Source organism: Veillonella sp. T34266-5 (assembly GCF_002959815.1).
Taxonomy (GTDB): Bacteria; Bacillota; Negativicutes; order Veillonellales; family Veillonellaceae; genus Veillonella; species Veillonella atypica.
The window spans coordinates 1-22676 of sequence record NZ_PPCZ01000025.1 but is presented as its reverse complement, the minus strand read 5'-3'; the positions used below and the strand labels follow the sequence as shown (position 1 = coordinate 22676).

Annotated in this window: 20 protein-coding genes and 2 rRNA genes; 2 read left to right on the top strand and 20 right to left on the bottom strand. The window is 39.1% G+C overall.

The window, feature by feature from the left end; translation table 11 throughout:
- Positions 1-58: 58 nt before the first annotated feature.
- The 8 genes from VIHSUH07_RS09280 to VIHSUH07_RS09245 all read right to left on the bottom strand — a co-directional run bounded on the left by VIHSUH07_RS09280 (position 59) and on the right by VIHSUH07_RS09245 (position 8476).
- Positions 59-1207, bottom strand: coding sequence for an amidohydrolase (locus tag VIHSUH07_RS09280; RefSeq protein WP_105084727.1), 1149 nt, complete (start codon positions 1205-1207; stop codon positions 59-61).
- A gap of 20 nt (positions 1208-1227) precedes the next feature.
- Positions 1228-2178, bottom strand: coding sequence for a S66 peptidase family protein (locus VIHSUH07_RS09275; protein ID WP_105084726.1), 951 nt, complete (start codon positions 2176-2178; stop codon positions 1228-1230).
- Positions 2179-2295: 117 nt separating this feature from the next.
- Positions 2296-3897, bottom strand: a complete 1602-nt coding sequence (locus VIHSUH07_RS09270) for a peptide ABC transporter substrate-binding protein (protein ID WP_105084725.1) — start codon at positions 3895-3897, stop codon at positions 2296-2298.
- Complete coding sequence (locus tag VIHSUH07_RS09265; RefSeq protein WP_105084724.1) at positions 3894-4709, bottom strand: serine hydrolase; 816 nt, start codon at positions 4707-4709, stop codon at positions 3894-3896. The genes VIHSUH07_RS09270 and VIHSUH07_RS09265 overlap by 4 nt, the downstream gene beginning before the upstream one ends.
- A gap of 11 nt (positions 4710-4720) precedes the next feature.
- The gene (locus VIHSUH07_RS09260) at positions 4721-5668 is read right to left on the bottom strand and encodes an oligopeptide/dipeptide ABC transporter ATP-binding protein (protein ID WP_005376591.1); all 948 of its coding nucleotides are present in this window, start codon (positions 5666-5668) and stop codon (positions 4721-4723) included.
- Positions 5668-6651, bottom strand: coding sequence for an ABC transporter ATP-binding protein (locus tag VIHSUH07_RS09255; protein ID WP_005376596.1), 984 nt, complete (start codon positions 6649-6651; stop codon positions 5668-5670). The genes VIHSUH07_RS09260 and VIHSUH07_RS09255 overlap by 1 nt, the downstream gene beginning before the upstream one ends.
- Positions 6648-7547 (bottom strand): ABC transporter permease, encoded by a 900-nt coding sequence (locus tag VIHSUH07_RS09250; protein ID WP_105084723.1) that lies wholly within the window; start codon positions 7545-7547, stop codon positions 6648-6650. Before VIHSUH07_RS09250 ends, VIHSUH07_RS09255 begins: the two co-directional genes overlap by 4 nt.
- Positions 7547-8476 carry an ABC transporter permease gene (locus tag VIHSUH07_RS09245; RefSeq protein ID WP_105084722.1) on the bottom strand — a complete coding sequence of 310 codons (930 nt, stop codon included), beginning with the start codon at positions 8474-8476 and terminating at the stop codon, positions 7547-7549. Before VIHSUH07_RS09245 ends, VIHSUH07_RS09250 begins: the two co-directional genes overlap by 1 nt.
- A 249-nt stretch (positions 8477-8725) precedes the next feature.
- Between VIHSUH07_RS09245 and VIHSUH07_RS09240 the strand changes: the two genes are divergently transcribed.
- On the top strand, positions 8726-9562 hold the full coding sequence (locus VIHSUH07_RS09240; protein ID WP_005376645.1) for a pyridoxamine kinase: 837 nt from the start codon (positions 8726-8728) through the stop codon (positions 9560-9562).
- Between the two features lie 88 nt (positions 9563-9650).
- Positions 9651-10235, top strand: coding sequence for a DUF805 domain-containing protein (locus tag VIHSUH07_RS09235; RefSeq protein ID WP_105084721.1), 585 nt, complete (start codon positions 9651-9653; stop codon positions 10233-10235).
- Positions 10236-10298: 63 nt separating this feature from the next.
- Here the strand turns inward: VIHSUH07_RS09235 and VIHSUH07_RS09230 are convergent, their stop codons facing one another.
- The 12 genes from VIHSUH07_RS09230 to VIHSUH07_RS09175 form a co-directional block, all read right to left on the bottom strand.
- On the bottom strand, positions 10299-11468 hold the full coding sequence (locus VIHSUH07_RS09230; RefSeq protein WP_005376590.1) for a hypothetical protein: 1170 nt from the start codon (positions 11466-11468) through the stop codon (positions 10299-10301).
- Between the two features lie 126 nt (positions 11469-11594).
- Positions 11595-15134, bottom strand: coding sequence for a thiol reductant ABC exporter subunit CydD (cydD, locus tag VIHSUH07_RS09225; protein WP_105084720.1), 3540 nt, complete (start codon positions 15132-15134; stop codon positions 11595-11597).
- Between the two features lie 124 nt (positions 15135-15258).
- Positions 15259-16278 carry a cytochrome d ubiquinol oxidase subunit II gene (cydB, locus tag VIHSUH07_RS09220; protein ID WP_005379809.1) on the bottom strand — a complete coding sequence of 340 codons (1020 nt, stop codon included), beginning with the start codon at positions 16276-16278 and terminating at the stop codon, positions 15259-15261.
- Complete coding sequence (locus tag VIHSUH07_RS09215) at positions 16269-17657, bottom strand: cytochrome ubiquinol oxidase subunit I (protein WP_105084719.1); 1389 nt, start codon at positions 17655-17657, stop codon at positions 16269-16271. Before VIHSUH07_RS09215 ends, cydB begins: the two co-directional genes overlap by 10 nt.
- Before the next feature lie 59 nt (positions 17658-17716).
- Complete coding sequence (locus VIHSUH07_RS09210) at positions 17717-18169, bottom strand: RrF2 family transcriptional regulator (protein ID WP_005375284.1); 453 nt, start codon at positions 18167-18169, stop codon at positions 17717-17719.
- Positions 18170-18331: 162 nt separating this feature from the next.
- On the bottom strand, positions 18332-19339 hold the full coding sequence (locus VIHSUH07_RS09205; protein ID WP_105084718.1) for an inorganic phosphate transporter: 1008 nt from the start codon (positions 19337-19339) through the stop codon (positions 18332-18334).
- Positions 19332-19961: a DUF47 domain-containing protein gene (locus tag VIHSUH07_RS09200; RefSeq protein WP_005375274.1), complete on the bottom strand. Its 630-nt coding sequence runs from the start codon at positions 19959-19961 to the stop codon at positions 19332-19334. Before VIHSUH07_RS09200 ends, VIHSUH07_RS09205 begins: the two co-directional genes overlap by 8 nt.
- A 78-nt stretch (positions 19962-20039) precedes the next feature.
- Positions 20040-20534, bottom strand: coding sequence for a MogA/MoaB family molybdenum cofactor biosynthesis protein (locus VIHSUH07_RS09195; RefSeq protein WP_105084717.1), 495 nt, complete (start codon positions 20532-20534; stop codon positions 20040-20042).
- Between the two features lie 8 nt (positions 20535-20542).
- Positions 20543-21394 carry a polysaccharide deacetylase family protein gene (locus tag VIHSUH07_RS09190; protein WP_105084716.1) on the bottom strand — a complete coding sequence of 284 codons (852 nt, stop codon included), beginning with the start codon at positions 21392-21394 and terminating at the stop codon, positions 20543-20545.
- Positions 21395-21668: 274 nt separating this feature from the next.
- Positions 21669-22133 carry an IS200/IS605 family transposase gene (gene tnpA / locus VIHSUH07_RS09185; RefSeq protein ID WP_038125930.1) on the bottom strand — a complete coding sequence of 155 codons (465 nt, stop codon included), beginning with the start codon at positions 22131-22133 and terminating at the stop codon, positions 21669-21671.
- 177 nt (positions 22134-22310) lie between these two features.
- Positions 22311-22427: ribosomal RNA gene (gene rrf, locus VIHSUH07_RS09180) — 5S ribosomal RNA — on the bottom strand.
- A gap of 74 nt (positions 22428-22501) precedes the next feature.
- Positions 22502-22676: ribosomal RNA gene (locus VIHSUH07_RS09175) — 23S ribosomal RNA — on the bottom strand; the annotation flags it as partial.

The following is a 22676-nucleotide window of genomic DNA, read 5'->3' as shown; positions in this document are numbered from 1 at the left end:
TTAGTTCACACTAATTAATATATTTATTGTACCTTGATTACACTAGATATGTCAAAATTTACACTTCTAATGATTCCGCATAACGCAAGGCAACAACGGCCATAATCTTAGCACCTTTAATAGCTTGGTCCAATCCATAAGGAGACCCTGCAGCACAAGCAAACTCAGGGGTATGTGCTTCTAACTGATTCCCTATATTCAAAGTAGGCTGCGCCGTAGGCACTTCATAGGATACATTTCCTACATCGGTACTGCCATCGGCCTCATCGGGTGGTAATTTTCGTGGGCTTTCACCAAACTCAGTCATCACCTCATCAAACAAGGATACTAAACGTTCATCTTGCCTCATATCCTTAAATAAAGGTTCATAGTGATGCATATCCACGGTGGCACCATAGCTTGTAGCAATGCGATTAGTCTCTGCTTTAATAGCTGGTAAAATAATATCTTCTAAATCAGATACAGTAGCGCCACGTACTGTCATTCGTAATGTAGCCTTATCGGTTACCACATTAGGTGCAGTGCCAGCCTGAGTAAATATGACACCTACGACAGCCCCTTTGGGAAAGATATCTTGTTTCATCATTTTAATAGATTGATATAAATCAACAGCACAATCTAACGCATTAATTCCAGAGTCAGTCAAAGATGCAATATGGCATGACCGTCCATGAAAGGTTACCTCTAGAGGATGGGTAGCCAGCGAGGTACCGCCCACCTCATTCTCTCCGCCTGGATGAATGATGAGAGCCCCATCATAGTCATTAAAAAGCCCTTCATTAGCCATAAACACCTTGCCACCAATGGTCTCCTCGGCTGGGCATCCAAAAAATGTTGTTCCCCATGTATCGCGAGCGGTTTGACTAAACGCTATAGCGGCACCCATGCTCATGATGGCGATTAAGTTATGCCCACACCCATGACCTAATTCAGGCAGTGCATCATATTCACCTAAAAAAGCCATTTTATGCAAACGATCTAATCCTATATCACTTCGTATAGCGGTACGCAATTCAGGGCATTTCGTTAGCCCTACGGTCGTATCAAAGCCATGTTGCTCCATATAACGGCTAATTGTTTGTACAGCACGCACCTCCTGTTGACCTAATTCAGGGTTGTTATGTAAAAATAACGAAATCGATTTCAACTCATCTTGTATACCATCAATTATGGTACACGCTTGAATTTCTCGGTTCTTTAAATTCATATATCCATCCTCATGCCGCCTTATAATGTACGTTGTTCTGTATAAGGCGATAATACGATTGTATTAGAAATATATCGAAAATGAACATGCCCACCTAATGGCAAGGTCTGATGCGGTGTACCATGTCCCGTTGGCACATAGCATACAAAGGGATCGGATAGATGTACCGCTCTATTTTCTTCCATATATCGAAGAGCTTCATAACCTATGTCGTAATCAGATTCGTCCTCATCCCCTTCGCAATCGGTAAAGGTGCCAATCATCATCCCCTTTATCCGACTTAACAAGCCGGATAATCTCCATTGTTGTAACATACGATCTAGTTTATATGGTGCCTCACCAACATCCTCTATAAATAAAATCGTATCCTCTATGCTATCATCCTCTAAGAAATAAGGTGTGCCACACAGCATAGAAAGCATAGTCATATTGCCACCGCGCAATATGCCGTCCCCTAGTTCTGTACCAATTGCGCCTCGCGGAGGCTCTGGTAAAGGTTCGATGACGCGAAGTCGCCCTTCTAAGGTTTCAAATAAATGATGTATGTCTTCGTTACGAGCTCTAGTAAAATCTACCCCCATCGGACCGTGGTAGGTTACGAGGCGACTATAGCGATTGATAGCCATGTGTAACGCTGTACAATCACTATAGCCAATAAATGGCTTTCCATATTCACGTATAGCGGTGTAGTCAATGCGATCAATATAGCGCATCGTACCATACCCGCCACGTAACGCTAATACCGCATCACATGGGGCAGCAGTCATCATCCATTCAAACTCTTGTGCCTGCTCCTCAGGGCTGCCCCCATACAAGCCAGTGCGATAACAAGATTCACCAAATATAATCTGATAACCATGTTCATGGCATATCTGTTGTATCGCATCTAAAGACTCATCACTACTACTCGCGGGGGCTATACACCCGATAGTCATACCTTTTTTTAAACACCTTGGATACTTCCACTCCATAATTCCTCACATATATAGCATTGTTTACAAGGTCATGTACTAATAGTAACTATAAACGACCATACATAAATCGTAAAATACAAAAAAGACGTACAAATTGTACGTCTTTAGTGTATCTTATTTATATGCTTTTTTAAAGTCTACTTGACCAAGTACCGTCCAGAAATAGTTTTGAATAGTTCCATTAGATACATATGGTTGTGTCGTAAAGTACAACGGCATCACTAAGGATTCATCAAAAATCATGCGTTCTGCTTTATGCATCAATGCATCACGTTCTGCACTATCTGGGGTACTACGAATACGAGCGATAAGCTCATTATATTCTTCACTATGATACTGGCTGTCATTATCTTCAGCAGAGAATACTTCTAAGAAGTTTTGTGGGTCCCCATAATCAGCAACCCAGGATGCACGAGCCACTTGATATTTACCAGCCTCGCGATTGGCAAGGAATACCTTAGTCTCTTGATTTTGCAATCGTACATCAGCGCCAAATGCTTTATGCCATGTTGCTTGAATGGCTTCTGCTATCGCTTTATGCATTTCACTCGTATTATACAAAATCGTAATTGGTGGCAATGGATGATTTTCATCATAACCAGCCTCTTTTATCAATTCCTTAGCTTGCTCTACATCTTCATATACAAGATAACTACCGGCTTCACGGAAATCATCAGTTCCATTGCTTTCAAGCATACCATATGGAACAAATGCATAGGCTTCTTCCTTACCACCCTTTACGATGTTCTTTACGATTTCCTTACGATTAATAACCATGGAAAAGGCTTTACGTACATCAGGATTGGTAAAAGGTTCTGCTTTCACATTAAATAGGTAATAATAGTTACCAAGCATAGGGCCGATGTGCAATAAACCAGCTTCTTCTAACCGTTGTTGATCTGCTACCGGAGGTTCTACCATCATGTCCGCTTCGCCACCTTCAACGAGGGTAAGGCGTGTACTTTGAGATTCACTAATCGGCCAATTCATCGTTTTTGTTACAACTTCATCAGCATCCCAATAGTTTTCATTTTTGACAAAATTGAGTTCTCCATTATGTTGCCAACTCAACAATTTATAAGGTCCATTAGAAACAATTGTTTCCGCATTATTGCCCCAATTTTCATTATTTTCTACAGTTTTTTTATTCACCGGATAATAGCCATGAGAGGCCAATAATTTTAAGAAATACGCTGTTGGATGTTCTAAGGTAACAACTAATGTATCGTCATCAACTGCTTCTACACCAACATCATCTCTATCGGCTTTGCCATTATTGAAAGCTTCGCCATTCTTAATTACATATAACATATAAGCGTTATCTGCGCCTGTATCCGGATCCAAGGTTCTTTTCCAAGCATACTCAAAATCATGAGCTGTTAATGGTTCTCCATTAGACCACTTCAAATTAGGTCTCAAATGGAATGTATATGTTGTACCATCATCTGACATAGTCCAACTCTTTGCTATGGCAGCCTCTGGTTCGCCTTTATCATCTAAACGAACCAAGCCATCAAATAACTGTAATTGAACAGTCGCCTCAGGTGACGTACTAGACTTAGCCGGATCCAGTGTTGATGGTTCCTGTTCCAATACATATCGTATCGTATGCTCATCAACAATCTTAGGCCCGTTAGTATATCCAAAGACGAGTAGCAGTATACTTACGCCAAAGGCTAGTACCACGAGCTTAAGCAATTTACGTTTATCCATCATGGTAATGCATCCTCTACAAATTCTTTCATAATGAGCCCCATCTGAGCTCCTAGTTGTTTTGCCTTATCATTATCTAAATGACTCATTAATAAAACAAAACAAAAATCTCCATTCATCGTTTCTATAATGCCCGCATCATGTTCAACACGATCTAACGAACCCGTTTTATGATGGAATACTACATCTTCCCCCCAATGAAATGGCAGTATATCTCTGAACTGTTGACGTCCCAGAATATTCCACATCTCATGGCCATATATGGTATGACGCAATTCATAAATATGATGTAACAATACAGCCATATCCATAGCGGTAATATAGTTCTCTCGATTTTCTTTTGCCGCTGTAAAATCCATCATCATACGATTGATTTCAAAATGTTCAAGCCCTAGTTGTTCAGCTCTAGCATTGATATTTTCCATGCCCAAGGCTTGCATCAATAGATTAGTAGCCCAATTATCACTGAGTACCATCATCAATCGACATAGCTCTAAATAACTAAAGCTATGATTCCCCACCAATTCCATCAAGGCGCCAGCCCCCTCAACACGAGGGCTCCGACTCAATGCAATTGTATCATTAAGATCGAGTTGTTCTTGTGCTGCTAGATGAAATACATATTCCAAAATCAGCGTTTTTACCATACTAGCACCAGTATGGACAATCGTTTCCTTAGAAGAAGCTACTATAGTAGCCTCCTCCCCTTCATTCAGACGCGTTACCATATAGGATACAGTGGCATCTATAGGCAACGTATCAAGTAAAGCTGCCAATTGTATTTCTAAGGATTTCCCTACGATTAACTGTTCCATTATTTACCCCATTAAATATGCCAACATGCAATTCTTCTATCCGCCCATTCACGGAGAGGTGGTCGTTCTTCTAGACATCTACGTTCGACATCTGGACAACGATCACTAAATAAACAACCCTTAGGTGGATGTAGAGGACTCGCCGGTTCTCCTCGCAGTGGGGCTCCAATTGGAGCACGCGGAACCACTTCACCAACCATCTGCGTAAGAGCCTTTGAATACGGATGTTGAGGGAACTCGTAAATATCAAGAGCAGGCCCCTCTTCCATAACAGCCCCTAAATACATGACCACCATGCGATGACTAATGTAACGGACCATAGGTAAATCATGTGAAATAAAGAGATAAGAAATGCCATGTAAAGCCTGTAATCGCTCTAACAACGTCATAATCTGAACCTGTATAGACACATCTAGTGCAGAAATAGGTTCATCAAGAATGATGCATTTAGGCTCCATAATGAGTGCCCGTGCAATGCCAATTCTTTGCCGTTGCCCACCAGATAATTCATGAGCGTACCGTTCACCAAAAGACATATCTAGGCCTACCTGTTCTAACACCTCTTTAACACGAATCACACGATCTCGAGGTGTATAATTAGGATTTAATTCTAATGGCTCTTCTAATATTGTATTAATTTTTAATCTTGGATTAAGAGATGCATATGGATTTTGGAATACCATTTGCATCATATCCCTCGTTATATCTTTATGAATATATGGATTTACTTCAATTCCATTCATATAAATAGAACCTGATGTGGCTTGATGTACGCCCATCAAGGTATACCCAAACGTAGATTTACCACATCCTGACTCACCAACAATACCTAATGTTTCGCCTTCCTCTTGGTAAAGGCTAACACCTTGTAATGCATGTACCGTTTGTTTTGGTCTAAACAATCCGCCAGAAAGGGTAAAATTTTTAACGAGATTGTCTGTTTCCCAAATATATCCCATTAAAGTCCCTCCAACTTTGCTAACCAACATGTATACTCATGATTATTCCCAACATTGGATACCATAGGTATACGTTTTCCACATATGCGCATCGCCCACTTACAACGCGGATTAAAGGCACATCCACGAGGTAATTCATACAAATCTGGCGGTTGTCCTTCAATGGCCTTTAATTCACCATGCCATTTTCCCTGCGGTAAGGACATTAACAGACCAATTGTATAAGGATGACGTGGGTCATTAAATAAATCCTCTACCGTCGCAGACTCAACACATTTACCAGCGTACATAACCATAACACGATCACATAATTGTGCAATAACACGTAAATTATGGGAAATAAATATAATGCCTATTCCCGCTTCTACCGCTAAGGTCTGCATAAGGCGTAAAATTTGTGCCTCTGTTGTTGTATCCAGTGCAGTCGTTGGTTCATCACAGATTAAGATTTTAGGACGGCCTGCTACAGCCATGGCAATACATACCCGTTGACGCATACCGCCACTCAATTCATGAGGATATTGGTTTAACCGTTTTTCTGGTGTAGATAGGCCCATTTTTTTCAACAAATCGAGAGCTATCGCCTTTTCATCATAATCATCACCATAGGCATTGCTGCGATGAATCACCTCATAAATTTGCTCACCAATTGTCAATATCGGATTCAATGCGGTCATCGGATCCTGAAATACCATGGCTACCGTGGTACCACGCAATTCATTCCAGTCTTCTTCCACATAGTCTTGACAATCTTCACCATCAATTTCGAATTTTTCTGATTTTATTTTAGTACGACCTTCCGGTAGTAGTCCCATCAATGAATTAACCATGACCGATTTACCGCATCCGGATTCACCAACGACGCCTAAAATCTCACCTTTTCTAAGCATGATGTCCTGATTGCGAATAATGCGTAAAGGGCCTCTAAATGTATCGATGGTAATGGATAGATTTCGTACATCTACTAATATATCATTCATCATCTATCCCCTTCCTTTGGATCAAATACATTGCGCAATCCATCCCCTAAGAATACGAATCCAAGCATAGTAACACTAATTGCTAATGCAGGGAATATCAATTGGAATGGATAGGATCTCATACTACTAATCCCATCAGATGCCAAAACACCCCAACTTGCCATCGGTGCATTCACACCAAGACCAATAAAGCTCAAAAAAGCTTCTGTAAAGATGGCATCTGGAATCGCCAATGTCAATGTGATAATGATAGGACCTACACAGTTTGGCAGAATGTGACGCCATAAGATACGCCATTTAGGAATCCCCATTGTTTCTGCTGCAATAATATATTCCTCTTCACGAACTTTCACAATTTGACTGCGTACAATACGTGCCATATTGAGCCAATACGCAATCCCCAATGCGATAAAAATCGATGTAAGGCCGGGGCCAATAACAACCATTAATAAAATAACGTATAGCAATAATGGAATACCGTACAATACATCGACGATGGCCATCATAATTCTATCCGTTTTACCACCAAAGTAACCTGCAATACCGCCATAAATAACGCCGATTACAAGATTTAATAAGGCTGCTACGATACCAATGGTTAAAGAAATACGCGCGCCATACATAACGCGAGTATAAATATCACGGCCTAATGTATCTGTACCAAACCAATGTGATAAACTAGGGCTTTGATTAGCATCTACTAAGGATTGATCTGCATAAGTATATGGCGAAATCATAGGGCCAATGATTGCCAACACAATCATAACGGCTATAATGCCTGCACCAACTACAGCCAACCGATTCACCTTAAATCGTTGCCACCAGTTAGGACGCACCATAAAGGAGGATTCTCGAATATTCGTATCGCGTTCAATAGGTAAAAAATCGTTTCTATCCATTACGCACGCTCCTTCTCTGTTGTTACCCGAGGGTCGATAATCGGATAAATCATATCAACAATAATATTCAAGACTACAATCAAAGTACTATAAAACACAGTAACACCAAGAATAACTGTATAATCACGATTATAAATAGATGTTACAAAATATTGACCTAAACCAGGAATGGCAAAAATTGTTTCTACAATAAAGCTACCTGTTAATAAACTAGCAGCCAATGGCCCAATGTAGGTAATAACAGGTAAAATAGCATTACCTAAAGCATGACGAATTAAGATGTTCCATGCACCAAGGCCTTTTGCTCGAGCTGTACGAATATATTCCTGTTGATACACATCAAGCAAACCACTACGAGTTAATCGCGCAATAAATGCCATAGGCTGTGCCGCCAATGTAAGTACCGGTAAGATCATATACGATGGGCCACGCCACATCGCCACTGGTAACCACCCCAGTTCAAACCCCACCACATATACTAGAACTGCACCAATAATAAAGGTAGGAACCGAAATACCTAATGTGGAAATAAATGTAATAGCATAATCTATTATGCTATTAGGACGCATAGCGCTAATAGCACCTGCTGCGATGCCCCCTACAACGGCAACGCAAAGGGCTAGTAACCCCAATTGCGCTGATACAGGAAATGATTCGCCTATAATATCATTTACAGAGCGGCCTTCATATTTATAGGATGGTCCCAAATCCCCTGTAACAACACCACCTATATAATCAGCATATTGCTTCCATAAAGGATCATCTAAATGATATTTTGCCTCTATACTGGCTTTCACTTGAGGTGGTAATTTTTTCTCACTTGTAAAAGGTCCACCAGGTATAGCATGCATTAAAACGAAGGTAATACTAATAATTACCCACAGTATAACAAGTGCGCTACCTATGCGCCGTAAAACATACCTTGCCATTCTATTCTCCTCCATACAATAAAATTTCTATATTATTATACTATATTATGACTCTAAATTTAAAGGTATAGATTTAATATTGTAATAAATATTTTATTTTTTATTTATTTCTTTTAAACTACATCTATTAAAAACTCATCTATTCTTCATATTATATCATGCATTACAGGGGCTTTCTATTATTCCACTCGTTTTACAGGTTTTAACGAATACAGTACAATACATGTATACTATATTGAGGAGGTCCCTATGACTACAGTACCAAGAATACTTACTATACAAGATATGAGTTCCATCGGACGTTGCTCTCTAACAGTTATGCTACCAATCATCAGCGCTCTTGGGTGCCAAGCAGTGCCATTAGCAACAGCTGTATTGAGTAACCATTTAGAATATCCTTATTTTGAAATCGTTGATTTATCTGATCATTTAACAGCATTTATGGATTGTTGGGAAAAGAATGAAATTGATTTCAATGCCATCGTCAGTGGTTTCTTAGCCTCACCAGAGCAAATTCACCTCGTAGAAGAAGCAATTAACCGTTTCGGAAAAGATAAAATGGTCATTGTCGACCCTGCCATGGCTGATGATGGACGCCTCTACTCTATATATACGCCAGATATGGTAAAAGCTATGCGCCATCTTATTTCTAGAGCTCATATTGTAAAACCCAATTACACAGAAGCTTGTTTTTTATTAGATAAACCATTCTCTACCGATTCCATTTCAAATACTGAATTGCACGACATGTGTAAAAAACTACACCAATTGGGACCTGAACTCGTTATCATGACTAGCGTACCTTCCGACACAGATGCAACGATTGCCGTATACGAAGGTTCAACTGATACGGTAATAACATACTCTGTTCCTCTTATTCCTGTGAAAGCTACTGGAACTGGCGATATTTTTACATCTGTTTTATCTGGTGCCATCATGCGTGGTTTTACAGTTCATGAAGCTGCTCAACTGGCGATGAATTTTACTACAAAATCAATCCAAGCTACTGTAGATAACGTAAAATCCATGAAACATGGTATCGCCTTTGAACTTGTATTACCAGAATTAACTAATCTATCCAAATAATCCGTTTAAATTGTCCAAATAGCCTGTTCATGATATACTTAAACACATAGAAAATATACGTTATGTTTATTTTTATAAAGGGGACTTCATGGATTTATTATATCCAGTTCTACGAACTGTACTAATCTGCTTAGTAGGTTTTGGTATAGCATATCAGGGACGACGTAAGGGCTATACCATATTCAACCTTTCGGGGCGCTTTAACAGACTACAATTTATTATACTCTTCATAGCCTTGATGATCCTATTCTATGTAGTAGATATCATCGAGGAACGTTTAATCGACTACATCGTAACGTTGCCTGCATATTGGGCTACACGTATTTTTGTAGGTGCATTACAGGCCATGTTATTTCCACTAGCCTGTGGCTTATTTACTAGACGGATACATGATATTGGATTTAATGGTTGGGCTGGTATTTTATGGGCTACCATTATTATTTTCATCAATACCTATTCAGCGGTAACACCGTTAAATTATTTATTAGATTTATTCGTGTGGATTATCGGATTCCTATTTTGGGTATTACCGGGTCAACCAGAGCCAAATAAGTATGGCTATCCTCCATTTATGAATCAAGAGCCAGTACAATCACAACCAATTCCAGAACCACCGACACAAGAGGAACAAGAGGTTCGAAAAAAGGTACGAAAACGACGTAAAAAAAGATAATAAACCTAGTCTAACAACAAAAGGCTGAGCCAGGAGGCTCAGCCTTTTTGTTATGCTATGTAGTTAATTCATCAACAACATTAATTCTATTAATGTACACCCAATATAAGCAATGATAAATTTAACCTTTTGTTTTCTAGCACGATCATCATCTGCTATTTTCAATCGATTAGCTAAGAACCGTTTGTCTCGAATCTGTAATAATAATTGCTTGATCCGCTCTTGACTTTGAGAGGCTACACATTCGTCACAATCTGTGGATAACGAAGCTTGCTGCATGAAAATGCGTCGGTGTAACTTACGCAATTGAATTTTTATATTATTATGTACAAATGCACTTTGCCACTGTTTTCGAGAGTCTACATACATATATACATACCGTGGAATATTCATTACTAAGAAGGATATAATAAAAATCCCTAATGAAATTAAAAAGTATGTAGAAAAAGAAAACTCTAAAGTCTCAGTTGGTAAATAGTGATGAAGAATTATAAATGTAATCCATACACCGATTGGTAGCAGTAATACAGCGGCAATATCAATGGATCTAACCCAACTCGTTCTCGTTGGCACGTCAGGAACTGTAAATGTATCTACTGGATCATGAAATGCATAATAGTCTAATTGCAATACAGACTGTCCAGTTTTAGGATTTCCCAATAAAACAGGACCTGTACTACCTACATGACGTTCTGGCAAAGGAATAAATTTTTTGATTCTAGAATTGGGTACTAAATCAAATTGAAGAATTCCCTTCTTCTCAAATCGCACAGTAGAGCCTAATCGGCCAATAGCAATAGGATTAAAAAATATGCCAAATAGACTAAGGCACCAGTTGCCTAGGAGGTGGAGAATCGAGTTCAAAATAAACCCACCGGTATCTATATTAGCAGTATCTAACTTAATAGCAAAGGAAGATGAATAGTCATCGAACCACACATCTTCGATGGTAAATTCCACATTAATCACATTCCCCCATTTAGTAATAATGGAGAGAAATACTTGGTTATTCGGCTCAAATTCAAAGGTTACAGAATAGATTAACCAATGATTTCGAAACGCAGCACGGAGCATCCGATTGACCATATCCTCTTCAATATAGAGAATTCTATGATCAAATAGTTCTCGCTCCACAGGTGCAGCCATAAGTGTCGTATCCTGTTCAATAATAGGAGAACGTTCATTTAATGCGTCATCCACCAACGATCGTAACTTGGTGAAGATTTTTGTCATAGTCGCTCCAATTTATGCACACTACACAAGATTTTTTATACCTCAAACATTACAATTATACCATAATTTACCCATTTTATCGAGGTATATACAGAGATCTACTAAGACCTTTTCATCAGCTACCACTTATACACTGGCCATCGTAAGTCGACAATATGCATAGAATCGCCCTTTCTTAGCAATTAACTCGCTAAAGGTTCCATCTTCTACAATACGACCTTTTTCCATAAAGAGGATACGATCCATCAGCTCCAAGCCTTCTAACTGATGTGTAATATATAAAACAGTTTTTTCTTTTGTGAAAGCTAGAATATCATTATGCAGTTTTCGTCTTGTTACTTGGTCTAGCCCCTCTAACGGTTCATCGAGAAGTATAAGTTCAGGATTTCGCAAGAATAATCGAGCTAAAGCAACACGTTGACGTTCACCGCCGCTAAGGCCTACCCCACCACTACCTACAATTGTTCGTAAGCCTTTTGGCAACCGGGTAACTACATCGGATAAAACAGCTTGGTTTACGGCACGCTGCACCTCATCCGCACTTGCATGTGGCTTGGCAAGGCGAATATTATCCTCCAGTGTAGCATGGAAAATATAAGTGTCTTGTGTGATAGATCCCATTAAATTTCGCCAAGAATCAATCGTAACACTCTTTAATTCATTGTGACCTACCGAAATATGACCAGAGTAATCATATAGCCTTTCTAACAAGGAAAACAATGTGGTTTTACCAGATCCACTAGCACCAACAATAGCAACAGCCTGACCTTTTGGTATATCTAATGTTAAATCTTTATATATAAGTGATGAGTGATCATACCCAAAATTAACATGTTTCAATGATATCGTATCCATAGAATCTAAATCTACACAGCCTGTATCCTTGATTGGCAGAGGTGCATGCTTAATTTGTAACAATCGACGAACCGCTACTAAACTTTCATAACCATGATGAACGGATACAATCATAGGCTGCAGCGCTTCAAACCAAGCTTGAATACCAATGGCACATACTACGACCATAACACTTGCCCAAGGGCCAGTTAATACATTACTTGCTAATAGGGCCGCTAACACAACTACAATCTGTACAATAGCAATAAACATCGTATTTCCTAAATTCATACCTTTAGAAATACGCCCCTTATGGTACTCTACATCATCTATAGATTGCATCATACGTTCCATAACTAGATTTTCATTATGGTAACTAATGATGTCTTCTAAACTTTCTAATGTATCAGTCAATGTTGACTTGAAGTGACCTTGTACCTGACTGATCATATTTAAGGATGTACGATGATAACGATATATGCCATACGGTAGTACAACACCTGTCATCAGTGCAGCACACCACACAAGCGTTGATAAATGCGCATCTATAGTACCGACACCAAAGGATACCAATATAGTTAATACAATAGCTGCTACAGGAGGAATTAAGGTGCGTAAATAAAAGAATTGCAGTACTTCAATATCCGCCATAATTCGGTTGAGCATATCCCCTGCGCCCCATCGTTTAAATATAGCCGGTGCCAATGGTTCTAGATAGGTATAAAACCATACACGCAACCCATACAAACCTTGAAAGGCCATTTTATGAGATGTGTACCGCTCAAAATAACGACATACAGCACGGCTAATACCAAAGAAGCGCACACCTACGATAGCGAGACTCAAGTAAGTGATACCAGGTTGTAATGCAGCCGATGCCAGTAACCAAGAGGATACGCTCAAAAGCCCCACATTCATGAATACGGTCAGAGAAGTGAAAACTAAGGCAAGTACTAAGGACCAACGAGCAGGTTTTAATACGGAAAATAACAATTTCCAACCTTCAATATCACTATACTTAGTTTCATCGGCTTCATATGGGACTTTACTATTACTTAATGCCTCTTGTTGTTGTGGCAATGGAACCTCAAGCTTAGAAACATATGACACATCCTCATCATCCATTACAAACGAACCAGTCCCAGCATCTACTAGCGCCTTAAAATAACCATTCTGTGCCAACAAGGATTCATAGGTTCCCTGCTCAATTATTTCACCTTGACGCAACACATATAACTGAGAGGCCCACTGCATCGTTTGAATACGGTGCCCTACAAGAATAACAATTTTATCCTTCATCAAGCGCTGTAATGCACAACTGATTTGAGCCTCTGTATTCACATCCAAATGGGATGTAACTTCGTCTAAAATAAGAACTTGTCCACCATGTAAAAAAGCACGTGCCAAGGCAATACGTTGTAATTCGCCACCACTAAGTCCCATGCCTCCTTCACCAACGACAAAATCCAAGCCCTTTTCACAAATTACATCATGTAGCTCCGCTAGTTTGGCTGCTTCTAAAAGCTCGTCATCACTTACATCTTGTCCAAAGGCAATATTATCTCGTAGCGTACCATGCATAACATGAGGTTTTTGAGACACATACGTAACCTGTGTACGCCACCAATCCATAGAACAAGTTGATAAATCTATATCATTAACATATACACTGTTCGAAGGAGCCTCTAAAAAGGCACCTAATATTCGTGCAATCGTCGATTTACCAGCCCCACTTTCACCAACAAGCATAATCGGTTTATTGCGACATGCCTGCAATATAATATTCTTTATACCATTGCTTGTTTCTGGATAGGTATAATTTAAATTATCTAGGCGTATGGATTCAATTGTCCCTTGAATACGACAATTGCCACCTCGAGGTAATACAATAGGTGTATTCATAAAAGCATCAAATTTAGCAAGTGCAGTTTTACCAGACATACCGGTGTGAAAAGCAGCTCCTAATTGTCTAAAAGGTGTATAAAACTCTGGAGCCAACAATAATATAAAGAAGGCTGGAAGAAAATCCAAACCGCCATCTAATAGTGTAAGGCCTAAATACACTGCAATGATAGCTGTACTTATTGTGCTAACTAATTCCAAGACGAGGGCAGATAGAAAAGCCACACGCAATACGCGTAAGGTAGAGTCTTTAAATTCATTAGATAGTCGACTGATGACTTGTATTTGTTCCTTTGCACGACCAAACACCTTTAATGTGGTAATGCCTCGCAATACATCTAAAAAATGACCTGATAAGAGACTCATCCGATCCCATTGCTCTTGATTCATCTTTTCCGCTTGTTTACCAATCAAAATCATAAACAATGGAATTAATGGTACTGTACCTATTAAAATAGCCCCGATAATAGGCAATGTATCCATTATGGCAATCCCCATTACTAGTGGGATGATAATCGCATATAGCATTTGAGGTATATAGCTCGAAACATAGGCCTCTACTTGTTCTAATCCATCAGTAATGAGATGTATCGTATCACCTTGAGATTCTCCTCGTTGAATACCTAATCTAAATAGATGCGCAAGAGCTTCTTTACGCAAAATAGATTTAACAGAATGGCCCAAACTAGACGATACATGTTCCTGTATATAAGAAAAAACTAAACGTAATATAATGAATACCGCAAGCCATGTAATTTTATTAGATTCATCCAACACAGTATGATCAAGAAAAACCAAGTTATGTATTAATGTGGCAAAAAACCAAGCTTGTCCTACTATAGAAAGACTTTGTAAAATACTAGACATAATCAGTGCCAATAATACGAGCCTTTTACTTTTAATGACGCGAAGCGCCGTTTTCTGTATCATATCTAACCCCCTTTAAATCTAATTTTATCAATATTACATTCATCTTACCATAAAAATGAGGCGTGCCGCTACAGCACGCCTCACAAAAGGGCTCAAACTTTCACAATCGGTGAAAGTACCTATATTAATAATGTAAATCTTTTTCTGTTACACGATGACGGAATGTCCAGTATACCCAAATTTGATATGCTAATACGATTGGTACAAATACTACTGCAACCGCAGTCATCAATGCCAAGGTATATTCAGAAGAAGATGCATTTGTAATGGTCAAGCTCCACGCTGGGTTCAAAGAAGATACCATAATACGAGGGAATAGACCTGCAAAATATGTAGCCGTAATCAAAATAACGGAAAGAGAGCTAAATACAAAGCCCCATTTTGTATTGCGCGTACGTGCTGCAGCCCAAGAAATAAGGAAGCAAACAACAGCTAAGGCACAGAAAATAGTAGCTAAGATAGAGCTGTACAAATCAGTGTATACATAGGATGCAATAATCAACGCAATCACACCGATTGCAGTAGGTACACCTGTAACGAGAGATGCTGCACGTGCACGTTCAGAGATAGGACCTGCTGTTTTAATAGATGTAAACAAACCACCATGGTATGTAAACACTAAAATGAAAGCAACACCACATAATACAGTGTAAGGGCTAAGTAAATCCCAGAATGTACCAACATATGTCATCGTTTCATCAATAGGTGTGCCTTGGATCAAGTTACCTACTGTTACGCCCCACAATAAGGCAGGAACGATAGAACCGATGAAAATACAATAATCAAATACTTTACGCCATGTACGATTTGCACTTTTAGAACGGAATTCAAAAGCAACGCCACGCATGATAAGTACAGCAAGCATTAAGAACAATGCCATGTAGAAACCACTAAACAATGTAGCATATACATGAGGGAAGGATGCGAATAACGCACCACCAGCAGTAATCATCCATACTTCATTACCATCCCAAATAGGACCTAATGCATTAATCATTTGACGACGTTCAACGTCAGTTTTACCAATGACTGGTAGAAGAATACCTGTGCCATAGTCGAAGCCTTCTAAGAAGAAGAAACCAGCGAATAATACACAAAGCAAGATGAACCAGATCACATTAAGGTTATTCATAATTAGTTCCATAATCTTGCCTCCTCTTTTTCTTCTACATGGTAAATTGTTTGTCCATCAGGACCTTTTTTAATGTGCTCTACAGCTAAATACAATGCAGCAATAGCAGCCAAGATGTAAATAACTGTAAAACCAATGATAGTAGTCATGATTTCAGGAGCTGTAACGGATTTAGAAGCACCATTCGCAGTCAATTGAAGGCCATATACAAGCCAAGGTTGACGACCTGCTTCTGCAACAAACCAACCTGTGGATTGAGCGATGTAAGGCAATGGTAACATCCAGAAAAGAATTTTCAAGAATGTTTTATTCTCTACGAGTTTACCTTTAGCATTTAATACCAAGCCGATGAAAGCAACTAACAACATAATGGAACCAGCCGCTACCATGATGCGGAATGTCCAGAAAATACCAGGTACATCTGGAATGTAATTGCCAGGACCATATTGGGCTTCAGATTTAGCTTGTAAATCTTTAATACCTTCTACCTTACCAGATGTAAAGGAGTTTTGTGTTAAGAAGGATAAGCCGCCAGGAATTTCAATGGCACCTGTATTTTGTTGTGCTTTTGTATCGATATTAGCTACCAAGGAGAATGGAGCTGGATCTTGAGTTTCCCAAAGAGCTTCCATCGCTGCCATTTTCATAGGTTGTTCTTTTGTAATATATTGGCCTTGATGATGACCTGCAAAAGCACCTAATGTACCAGCAATTAAGGTAATTACCATACCCCATTTTACAGAGGTTTTATAGAAATCAACATTGCTCTTACGAATCAAGTGCCATGCGCTGATAGCCATAATGATGACACCTGCTGTCATGGAACCATTTAATACGATATGAGCAAATTGGCCAGGTACATAACCATTAGATACGATGGTTGCGAAGTTTTCCATTTCCGCACGACCATTGCGGATTACGTAGCCTACAGGATGTTGCATAAATGAGTTTGCCACAAGAATCCAGAATGCAGATAAGTTAGTACCTAATGCAACTAGTGTAGCCACCAATGCATGTGCTTTTTTGGAGAGACGATCCCAACCAAAGATCCACACGCCCATAAATGTAGATTCCAAGAAAAATGCCATTAATGCTTCAAGGGCAAGTGGTGCACCAAAAATATCCCCCATGAAACGGGAATATTCGGCCCAGTTCATACCGAAATGGAACTCTTGAACGATACCTGTTACCACACCCATGGCAAAGTTAATTAAGAATAATTTACCCCAGAATTTTGCCATTTTTTTGTAAACTTCTTTACCGGTGCTTACAAAGGTCCATTCTAAAATGGCTACGATAACCGTCATTCCCAATGTGAACGGTACAAATAGCCAGTGATAGATAGATGTTAGCGCGAACTGTAAGCGTGCTAAATCCAGTGCTTCAAACATGTCTTTTCCTCCTTAGAATTGACTCAAAAATACACACTTGATGAATGTCTTACATCGTTTTACGCATGAGATACACAAGGATTCATGGTCTCTAAAATCTCTTTTTCGCGCACAGCTAATTTATCGAAAGTCACACTTTCCATCTGTCTCACAAGTTCAGCTTGTACAACAGACATAGCTTCATTAACTGCACATTGGCCCATACATGCTTTTGAGCAAGAACCGACATCATACAAACAACGCTGTAAATACGTATCCCCCTCAACGGCTCTAATCACATCGAGCATGGAAATGTCTTTGGGCTCACGATTTAATGCAAATCCACCATCCACCCCGCGGAATGATTTCATGATTCCTGCGGCAATAAGGCTGCGCATTATCTTAAGCAAAAAACGTTCTGGAATCATTTCCTGCTCAGCCAATACACCGCCTGTCACCTTCTGACCAGAGGGTAACATTGCCATGTGCAAAATCATGCGAAACGCATAGTCCGTGGCTTGATTTAATTTCATAAGCACTCCTTTTCCAATAACAACGTCTACGTATTACTACATTTAGTATAAACGATATAAAACAATACTGCAATGGTATTGTTTTATAAAACTGTAATTAATATCACAAAAAAGGACTATTAGTAAGATACTAATAGTCCTTCTCATTTATTATATGCAGTTCTAAAAGAATGAGCCAAATAGAAGATGTCCTATTTCATAAGCAATGGCGGCTACTATACCAGATAGTGGAATTGTTACGAACCACGCCATGACCATAGAACGCGCTACGCCCCAGTTTACTGCTTTAATACGCTTAGAAGCACCTACCCCCAACAAAGAACCACTCACAACATGTGTGGTACTTACAGGTAAATGCAAGAATGTAGCAGTAAAAATAGTAATAGCAGAGTTTAAATCGGCTGCAAAACCATTAATGGTTTCTAATTTAAAGATTTTTGTCCCCATGGTGGAAATAATTTTCCAACCACCAACAGCCGTACCAAAAGCCATCGCAGTCGCACAGCACAACTTAACCCACAATGGAACATCTAAGGTATCAATATAACCACCGCTAAGTAAGGTCAATGTAATAATCCCCATCGCCTTTTGTGCGTCATTAGAACCATGTGAAAAAGCCATCATAACGGCCGATACGATTTGCATGGATCTAAATCTATCATTTAAAACAATAGGAGAAAATCTACCAAAGATGAGTAGCAACAATTTCATGATGATATAGCCACCAACCATTGCTACTAGTGGTGATAAGATGAGAGAAAAGAAAATCTTTAAAATCCCTGATTCATTTAAAGCATCAAAACCTACTGACCAGCCTACGGCACCAATGATGCCACCAATTAGTGCATGGGATGATGAACTAGGAATCCCCCAGTACCAAGTCAGTAAATTCCATGCGATGGCCCCGATAAGGGCTGCTGAAATGATACCACTATTGATAAGAGATGGGGACATAACAATATCACCACCGATTGTCTTCGCAACCCCTGTACTCACCATAGCACCCAAAAAATTAAGTGCCGCCGTCATCATGATTGCTTTTTTAGGTTCAATAGCACGGGTTGAAACAGATGTGGCAATCGCATTAGCCGTATCGTGAAAGCCATTGATGTAGTCAAATGCTATGGCTAGAAATACGACTAGCCAAACTAAGTAATGTGACTCAAGCATACTTCAATACTACCCGGCGGAATGTACCAACCAAATCTTCGCAACCATCGATTACATCCTCCATGGAGCTTAAGATTTCCTTCCATTTGATAATTTCAATTGGATCTGTACATTCTGTAAATAATTTCGCCATTTCTTCATGGTAAATATTATCTGCTTCAGATTCAAGTTTCAACACTTGATGTACACGACCTTCTACCTTCACATGATCCTTTTTAAGGCTACCCATGTAACCGATAGATTTATTGATATGTTTAACACATTTTACGACGATTTCACTCATGCGAATGGCACCATCACTAGGTTTACCTACATGATACATAACCATTTTATCCATGATTTCTTTGATATTATCAAGTGTTGTATCTAATTGATCAATCAACAATTGGATATCTTCACGGTCCATCGGTGTAATGAATGTTTTACGCAAGCGATCAACTGTTTCATTAACTAATTCATCCGCAGCTTTTTCCTTTGTATCAATTTCCAAGAATGCTTCTTCTTTAGAAACTTCGCCTTTGAAAACGCGTTCCATCATTTCCGCACTTTCATAGGTAAGTTCAGCATGATTTTCTAAAATACTAAAAAATTTTTCTTCTTTTCCTTTTAATTTAAAAGCCATGGAGATCCTCCTGATACAGTACTGTTAGCTTCTATAATTACAATACAATTATAGCATAGTAAATCAGTGCATGCCTATCTATTTATTGATCTCTCGCACCAAATGAGGCATTTCGGGAATAATTAATTTACTCATGCCAAGGGTAACGGCCCCCACCGAACCAGGAATAGAAAAAATTAATGTATTTGAATTTACACCAGCTTCAGCACGAGATGCAATAGCTTTGGTACCAATATCCTCCGTAAAAGATAGATATCTAAAAATTTCACCAAATCCAGGTATAGCCTTTTCAATAATAGAATCCACGGCTTCAATGGTCACATCACGCATGGCAATACCGGTGCCACCTGTAGAAATGACCACATCTATTGATTCATCATTACACCAAGGAATAATGGCATTACGGATTTCATCGTAATCATCGATAACAATCTTTCGAGCTACTACATTATGATTAGCAGCTTCTAATAATTCTTGAACCTTGTTTCCCCCTTTATCAGTTTCCATAGTCCGTGTATCAGAAACTGTTAGGACAGCGACATTGAGAGGTCGATGTAAAACTTCTTGAGACATATATCCTCCTAAAATAATGGTATCAAACCAGCCAATTTTGTAAATCCATTATCCCGTAATGTATCTCGTAATTGCCATGTATAAGTAATAAATGGCGCGCAGTGCAAACGCATCCAGAATGATAAATACGGTGTATCACCTTGGAATATGGCCAATCTTGGCAACGCATATAAATTTTGACCTGGCTTAACCGTTCCCGGTGTGACTGTGAAAGCCATCTTATACCCGCTTTCACTAGTAATGCGTTGAATTTCGGCATTATTGAAACCACCAGGATACGCTAAGTAATCGATGGGTTTTCCCATGAAAGCCTGTAATGTATCCTTACCACCTTTAATCTCATCATCAAGTTTAGAAGGATCAATGCGCGTTAAAATACTATGATGATTAGTATGACCTTGTACAATAAACTTATGAGCGTCCATAGTTTTTAATTCATTGATAGACATAAAACGTTTTGTATTAACAGCATCGCTAATCATAAATATGGTTGCTTGCATATCATAGGATTCTAAGATAGGCAAAACATCCTCATAGTTGTCGATATAACCATCATCGAAGGTGAGAACTATCGGTTTATCGGGGAGTTCCTTGCCTTCTGTCACATACGCATATAAATCATCGAGACTAATCGTATGATACCCTTCGTTATGTAAATACTCCATCTGTTTCTTAAACTGTGCCACATCAAGTGTCAGTGCAGAATGATACTTATCATTAACTTGATGATAATTTAAAACGGGAACACCATAAATCTTATAATGCGATGATAAACACCACATACTTCCTAATGCTATGAATAGTAATGCAACACAAATAATGATCGCATATACTATACGTTTACCTATTGTTATTAACATGATTAAGAACCTTCTTACAATATAAAATTATAACTTCATACTATTCGAGGATAACATAACCGCTCTTTTGTTTCAATGAAAAACCCCTCATAGGTCATTCTAAATTCATATAAATAACCTATGAGGGATAATCATAACCACCCGTAGAACGGGTGGTTTGCTCTGACCCTATAAGGGTCTTTCTCTAGTGGTGGCCCTCTAAAGAGGGCATTGAATGATCTGACAACCACTCTATTACCACTGGCTGCCCCCTACTCGGGGGCTTTTATTTTGCCTATTTTACTGGCTCACCCGTAAACGGGTCGGTATACTCTTTAAAGTTTAATGTATCTTGCGCTATATCTTCTTGTAGTTGATTGCGAATATACTCTTTTATCGCTCCTTCATATCGTCCTACCGTATCCACATAATATCCTCTACACCAGAAATGTCTATTTCCATACTTATATTTTAAATTTGCGTGTTTATCGAATATCATGAGGCTACTTTTACTTTTTAAATATCCCATAAAACTCGATACGCTTAAATGTGGTGGTATCGTTACTAACATGTGAATATGATCCGGACAGCATTCCGCCTCTATAATCTCTACATTTTTTCTCTTACATAAATCTCTTAAAATTTTACCTACATCAGCTTTTATCCGACCATAAATTATTTGTCTTCTATATTTTGGAGCAAAAACAATATGATATTTACATCTCCATTTACTATGTGATAAGCTTTTTACGTCATTCATTGACATTGAACCTCCTATATTAAAATGTTGTGGTTGCCAGACCAACTTCATTTTATCACTAGGAGGTTCTTTCCTTTTCTCTAAGAATTTTTACCGACCCCCAGTTTAACTGGGGGTTTAGTCATGCCTATTCGGCGTACAACAAAAAAGGCTAACCATTCGGTTAGCCTTAAGCTTAATCAGCGACTTCCTATCCTCCCAGGCCGTCTCCAGCCAAGTACTTTCGGCGTTTACGAGCTTAACTACTGTGTTCGAGATGGGAACAGGTGGACCCTCGTAGCTATCGCCACTGAATCTGTCAGAGTTTGTACTCTGAAAACCACATAGAAGGTTTATATATATTTGTTGCACATGTCTGCTTATTGTTATTAAGTAAAGCCCTCGATCTATTAGTACCAGTCAGCTCCAAGCCTCACAGCTCTTCCACACCTGGCCTATCAACCATGTCGTCTACATGGGATCTTACTAGCTTATGCTATGAGAAACCTCATCTCAAGGCTGGTTTCACGCTTAGATGCTTTCAGCGTTTATCCGTCCCGAACG

Excerpts from the sequence above, each read along its gene's own strand:
- VIHSUH07_RS09210 (WP_005375284.1), bottom strand. The coding sequence starts at position 18,169 with ATGAAATTAAATCAAGCCACGGACTATGCGTTTCGCATGATTTTGCAC.
- VIHSUH07_RS09215 (WP_105084719.1), bottom strand. The coding sequence starts at position 17,657 with ATGTTTGAAGCACTGGATTTAGCACGCTTACAGTTCGCGCTAACATCT.
- VIHSUH07_RS09190 (WP_105084716.1), bottom strand. The coding sequence starts at position 21,394 with ATGTTAATAACAATAGGTAAACGTATAGTATATGCGATCATTATTTGT.
- VIHSUH07_RS09280 (WP_105084727.1), bottom strand. The coding sequence starts at position 1,207 with ATGAATTTAAAGAACCGAGAAATTCAAGCGTGTACCATAATTGATGGT.
- VIHSUH07_RS09240 (WP_005376645.1), top strand. The coding sequence starts at position 8,726 with ATGACTACAGTACCAAGAATACTTACTATACAAGATATGAGTTCCATC.
- cydB (WP_005379809.1), bottom strand. The coding sequence starts at position 16,278 with ATGGAACTAATTATGAATAACCTTAATGTGATCTGGTTCATCTTGCTT.
- VIHSUH07_RS09255 (WP_005376596.1), bottom strand. The coding sequence starts at position 6,651 with ATGATGAATGATATATTAGTAGATGTACGAAATCTATCCATTACCATC.
- VIHSUH07_RS09260 (WP_005376591.1), bottom strand. The coding sequence starts at position 5,668 with ATGGGATATATTTGGGAAACAGACAATCTCGTTAAAAATTTTACCCTT.
- VIHSUH07_RS09205 (WP_105084718.1), bottom strand. The coding sequence starts at position 19,339 with ATGCTTGAGTCACATTACTTAGTTTGGCTAGTCGTATTTCTAGCCATA.
- VIHSUH07_RS09245 (WP_105084722.1), bottom strand. The coding sequence starts at position 8,476 with ATGGCAAGGTATGTTTTACGGCGCATAGGTAGCGCACTTGTTATACTG.
- VIHSUH07_RS09200 (WP_005375274.1), bottom strand. The coding sequence starts at position 19,961 with ATGGCTTTTAAATTAAAAGGAAAAGAAGAAAAATTTTTTAGTATTTTA.
- VIHSUH07_RS09195 (WP_105084717.1), bottom strand. The coding sequence starts at position 20,534 with ATGTCTCAAGAAGTTTTACATCGACCTCTCAATGTCGCTGTCCTAACA.
- tnpA (WP_038125930.1), bottom strand. The coding sequence starts at position 22,133 with ATGAATGACGTAAAAAGCTTATCACATAGTAAATGGAGATGTAAATAT.
- VIHSUH07_RS09250 (WP_105084723.1), bottom strand. The coding sequence starts at position 7,547 with ATGGATAGAAACGATTTTTTACCTATTGAACGCGATACGAATATTCGA.
- VIHSUH07_RS09230 (WP_005376590.1), bottom strand. The coding sequence starts at position 11,468 with ATGACAAAAATCTTCACCAAGTTACGATCGTTGGTGGATGACGCATTA.
- VIHSUH07_RS09270 (WP_105084725.1), bottom strand. The coding sequence starts at position 3,897 with ATGATGGATAAACGTAAATTGCTTAAGCTCGTGGTACTAGCCTTTGGC.
- VIHSUH07_RS09265 (WP_105084724.1), bottom strand. The coding sequence starts at position 4,709 with ATGGAACAGTTAATCGTAGGGAAATCCTTAGAAATACAATTGGCAGCT.
- VIHSUH07_RS09275 (WP_105084726.1), bottom strand. The coding sequence starts at position 2,178 with ATGGAGTGGAAGTATCCAAGGTGTTTAAAAAAAGGTATGACTATCGGG.
- VIHSUH07_RS09235 (WP_105084721.1), top strand. The coding sequence starts at position 9,651 with ATGGATTTATTATATCCAGTTCTACGAACTGTACTAATCTGCTTAGTA.
- cydD (WP_105084720.1), bottom strand. The coding sequence starts at position 15,134 with ATGATACAGAAAACGGCGCTTCGCGTCATTAAAAGTAAAAGGCTCGTA.